Consider the following 4763-nt stretch of genomic DNA (forward strand, 5'->3'; position numbering starts at 1 on the left):
GCACCTGAAGAGCCATGTTTCTGCAGAAGGCTGGATCCCGGAGGTGGCCAGGGCCCTGGTACAGGCGGGGATCGACCTCTACGAGATCGGCCGTCCCCAGGCTTCTTTGGAGGAGATTTTCCTGCAGCTCACTACCCAAGAGGGATCCGAAGGCGCGTTGGAGGAAGCGGCATGAACGGCGTGGTTGCCATTTTCCGCAAAGAGCTGCGCGGCTACTTCACCTCCCCCATTGCCTATGTGGTGGCGGCAGTGTTTTGGGGGCTGGCGGGGTTTTTCTTTGTCAACATCTTGGTGCGGGTCATCGATTTTTCTCAGCAGGTGGATCTGTTTGCCCAGTTTGGCCAGGAGAACCCTTTTGATGCTGCCACCATCCTGTCGCAGCAGTTTCTCAATCTGCTGGGCACCCTTTCCTTATTTCTATTGCCCATCTTCACCATGAGCTCCTATGCCGAAGAGCGGCGGCGGGGCACCATGGAGCTCTTAGCCACTTCCCCCATCACCAACCTAGAGGTGGCCCTGGGCAAGTGGCTGGCGGTCTGGGTGTTTTTCATCACGCTGCTGCTGCCGCCGCTGGTCTACCACGTGCTGGTGCTGAGTAGCGCCAACCCAGCAGTGGACTACCGCCTGACCCTGATGGGCTATGTGGGGCTTGCTCTGCTGGCCGGCAGCGTCATGGCCCTGGGGTTGTTCATCTCTTCCCTGACCGACAGCACCCTTATTGCGGCGGTGGCTACCTTTGGGCTGATCCTGCTGCTTTGGGTCATCGACGCGGCAGCCGGCCAGGAGAGCAACTGGATTGCCGCCACTCTGAGGCATGTCTCGCTGCTGCAGCAGTACAGCAACTGGGTGCAAGGGATCCTCAGCAGCAGCAGTGTTGTCCTTTTCCTCAGCATCATCGTGCTGGGGCTGTTTGCCACGGTGCAATCGGTGGAAAGCCTGCGCTGGCAGCAGAGCTAGGGTTGCGTTGGGAGGAGTGCGGTGATGAAAGCTTGGCAGGCATTGGCAGATTGGACGGGGATCGTCGGCCTTGGCGTCGTGGCCATCGGCCTGCTGGTGGGAGCTGCCCTCACCGGCTGGACGGCGGTGCCCCTGAGCCTGATGGCCACGGGCTTGGCCCTGGTGGTGGTTTGGGGCCTCACCCACCGGAAGGAAGTGAGCCTGTTCCTGGGCCTGCGCTCCACCCAGACCAACGCCAACATCCTGGTGGCGGCGGCGGCGATGGCCGTGATCTTGGTGTTGCTCAACGTCGTGGCGGTGCGCTACGACCTGCGCCTGGATCTCACGGAAGAGGGGCTGTTTACCCTCTCCCCCCAGACGCGGCAATTGGTGCAAGGGCTGGCCCAGCCAATGAAAGTCTGGGTGGTCACCACCGCCCCCGATCCCAACCTGCGGGAACAGCTGGAGCGCTACCGCCGCCTCAACCCCGAGCGCTTCCAGTTTGAGTTTGTGGATCCCAACCGCGATCCCCTCACTGTCCAGCGGCTGCAGGTTACCCAAAATAACACCCTGGTGGTCGAATCGGGCAATAACCGCCAACAACTGCCCCAGCCGCCCGCCCCTGAGCTGGAGAGTAAGCTCACCCCTGTGCTGGCCAAGGTGGTTAACCGCGGCGAAGTGGTGGCCTATTTTGTACAGGGGCATGGGGAGGTGAGCCTGGAAGCTCGCGAGGGCACCCCAACCCTGGCCCAGGCGGTGGCAGCCCTCGGCCAGGAGGGCTACCGGGTGGAGCCGCTGAACCTGGTGCAGTCGCAGATCCCAGAGGAGGCGGATGTGTTGGTCTTGGCAGGGCCGCAGCGGGCTCTCTTCCCCGGCGAGGTGGAGAAGCTGCAGGACTACCTGGCCAAAGGGGGGCGGCTGCTGCTCTTGATTGGGCCACGGGTGGATGCCGGCCTGGATCCCTTGCTGGAGGAGTGGGGCGTGGTTTTGGGGGATGACTTCATCATTGAGGTGAGCAGCGTCAGCCAGCTTTTGGGCACGGGGCCGGCGGTGGCCCTGGTTACCACCTACGGGGATCACCCCATCACCGCTCCCCTGGCAGAACAGCGGCTGATGACCCTCTTCCCCCTGGCCCGTTCTGTAGACACTGAGGTCCGCGAAGGGATCCAGGCCACGCCTCTGCTGCGCACCAGCCCGCAGAGCTGGGGAGAGACCAGCCCCAACCTAGAGGCCGGCCCGCTGCAATTTGACCCGGATCAAGACAAGCCCGGCCCCCTGACCCTGGGCGTAGCCCTGACCCGCCAGGTGAAAGGCGATCAGAAGACCTCAGAATCCCAGGAGGGGCCGACCGAGGCTCGGCTGGTGGTGATCGGCAACGTCAACTTCGCCCTCGACGGCAACCTGAGGCAGCAGGGGAACCGCGATCTCTTCCTCAACACCCTCAACTGGCTCACTGAGCGAACCGAACAGATCTCCATTCGCCCCAAATCCATCACCGACCGCCGTCTTGCCGTGACCGGCCAGAACTTCCGCTGGCTGGTGCTGGGATCGACGGTGCTCCTGCCGCTGGTGGCGTTGGGATCGGGGGCCGTGCTCTGGTGGCAAAGACGATAGGGCCAAGGAGGACGAGCATGTTCAAGCGCAGCACCTGGATTCTCTTGGGCTTGGCAGTGGCTGCTCTGCTGGGGTATTTCCTCTTTGACAACTTCCAGCAACTGCGCCAGCAGCAGCAAGCGGAGCGGGCGCGGCTTTTCCACTTTGCCCCCGACACCATTGCCCGCATCGAGATTCGCCAGCAGCAAGAGGGGGAACCGGAGGAAATCCTTTTGGAGCGCACTCCTGAGGCAGAAGAGGGATCCCGTTGGCGCATTATCCGTCCCATCCAGTCGGCGGCGCTGGACTTCCCGGTGGAGCAGTTGCTCAACAGCTTCTCCCGCCTCACGCCTCAAATCACGCTGGAAGGGGCTGAGGATTTGGCGGCCTTCGGCCTAGATAAGCCGCGCCACCAGATCGCCCTCTTCCCCCAAGAGGGGGATCCCTACCGCCTGGACATTGGCAACGACAACTTCGACGGCTCCGGCTTCTACGCCAGGCCAGAAGGGGGAGAGGTGGTGCTCTTGGCCAGCACCCAGAAGGGATCCCTCTTGCCTTCTCTGCTGGCTTTGCGGGACAAAACTCTGCTGCGCTTTGACACAGCGGCGGTGAAGTCTCTGCAGGTGCAGTTGGCCGAGGCAGAGCCAGAGGTCGTTCGCTTGGAGCGACAAGAAAATACGTGGCAGATCGTCGAGCCCCGCGAGCTGCCTGCCGATGACCTGAACGTCGACCGTCTGCTCAATACGTTGTCTCGCCTGCAAGCGGTGGAGTTTCCGGCTGAAACCAAAGCGGAGCTGGCTCCTTATGGTCTGGAGAAGCCTTCTGCCCAGCTAACCGTTGAGCTCAAGGATGGCAAGACCCTGACTGTGGCCTTGGGAGCGGAAAAAGAGGGCCAGGTGTACGTCATCACCTCCGAGCAGCCGGCGGTGGCCACCCTCCTCACCAGCACCGCCGACATTCTCCGCTCCGACTTCGAGGAGCTGCGGGATCACCGCATCGCCCGCCTCAACCCCAACCAGGTGGGCCCAGTTACCCTGGAATCCCAAGGGGAGCGGGTTACCCTCAATCCTCTGCCCCAGGAGAAGGGATCCCTGGATCTGCGCTGGGAAAATCCGGAGCAACCGGGCCAGCCGGTCAACCTCAGCTCCCTCTTCTCCAGCCTCAATGCCGCCCGCGCCAAGGAGTTCCTGCCGGAGACGGATCCAGACGCCCAAAAAGCCTTGGCCGAGCCAGATCTGAAGCTGACCTTTGAGGCCAAGGGCGAGGACGGTCGGGATCCCTTGAGGTTGAGCTTGACGTCTGCCGGCCTGCGTGCCTATGTACAAAGCAGCTATCAGCCGGATATTGCCGTCATCGACCTCAGCACCTTCAACAACGTGGAAACCGAAGTGAACCGCTTGCTGGAGGGCAAAGCGGAGGAGACAAGGGACCAACGGGGAGGGTCTTCCTCAGGCTCCTAGCGGTGGCCGGCGGGCTTTTCTTAGCTGGCAGAGGCGGTGGTTGTCTCTTCTTTGGCTGAGGCTGCTTTTTTCAGAGCCTCGCCCTGGATCGTCAACACCGAGCAGGGGGCCCGGTGGAGCACGTAGTTGCTGACGCTGCCCAAAAACAGCTCGCTCAGGCCGGAGTGGCCGCGGCGGCCCACCACAATCAAGTCCGCCTTCCAAGAGCGGGCCAAGTCGCAGATGACCCGACCGGGGTTGCCGTAGTTGAGGCGGTACTCGGCGCGAACTCCCTGCTCAGCGGCTTTCTCCACCAGCGAGCGCAGGTAGTCCATCTGGTTTTGCTCGAAGATGGCACACTGCTCCCGATAAGACTGCCACAGCTCAGCGCTGATGGTGGAGCTGTAATCCACCCCCAAGATCATGGGCGGCTCTGGGGCACCGGGCTCTTCCTGGGACAAAACATGGAGGATCATCATCTCGGCCTGCATGGCCTTGGCCAGTTGGACGGCCTTTTGAAACACTCCCTGGCTCAGCTCCGACCGATCCACCGCCACCAAAATCCTGCTGAACATACCGACTTCCTCCAAATGGCCAACAGATGGGCAAAAGACAAGGCTTGACTTCGGTTTCGACTCCAAGTTCCTTTTTTCTTTGCCCTCATCTACCTGTGTTGTAAAAGAACTGGGCGAGAAAACCGCGGGCATCTCGGATGACCTGTCGGATTGGCAATGAAAGTTCAGAGATCTTGACACAGGTCAGAACTCATCCTCCTGGGCTGTCCACTCTAACACC

Annotated in this window: 4 protein-coding genes; 3 read left to right on the forward strand and 1 reads right to left on the reverse strand. The window is 61.8% G+C overall.

What is annotated here, in order from left to right; translation table 11 throughout:
* Positions 1-171: 171 nt before the first annotated feature.
* Genes NW809_RS10795 through NW809_RS10805 form a run of 3 tightly spaced genes read left to right on the forward strand, consistent with a single transcriptional unit; the run spans position 172 to position 3989 of the window.
* Positions 172-957, forward strand: coding sequence for an ABC transporter permease (locus tag NW809_RS10795; protein ID WP_414402117.1), 786 nt, complete (start codon positions 172-174; stop codon positions 955-957).
* A gap of 24 nt (positions 958-981) precedes the next feature.
* The gene (locus NW809_RS10800) at positions 982-2550 is read left to right on the forward strand and encodes a GldG family protein (RefSeq protein ID WP_011431650.1); all 1569 of its coding nucleotides are present in this window, start codon (positions 982-984) and stop codon (positions 2548-2550) included.
* A gap of 17 nt (positions 2551-2567) precedes the next feature.
* A complete protein-coding gene (locus tag NW809_RS10805) occupies positions 2568-3989 on the forward strand; it encodes a DUF4340 domain-containing protein (RefSeq protein ID WP_414402118.1) in 1422 nt (473 codons plus the stop codon).
* A gap of 20 nt (positions 3990-4009) precedes the next feature.
* Here the strand turns inward: NW809_RS10805 and NW809_RS10810 are convergent, their stop codons facing one another.
* Positions 4010-4543, reverse strand: a complete 534-nt coding sequence (locus NW809_RS10810) for a universal stress protein (protein WP_041438695.1) — start codon at positions 4541-4543, stop codon at positions 4010-4012.
* Between the last annotated feature and the right edge of the window lie 220 nt (positions 4544-4763).

The sequence above is a fragment of the Synechococcus sp. WC101 genome, from assembly GCF_047461555.1.
In the GTDB taxonomy this organism is placed as follows: Bacteria; Cyanobacteriota; Cyanobacteriia; order Thermostichales; family Thermostichaceae; genus Thermostichus.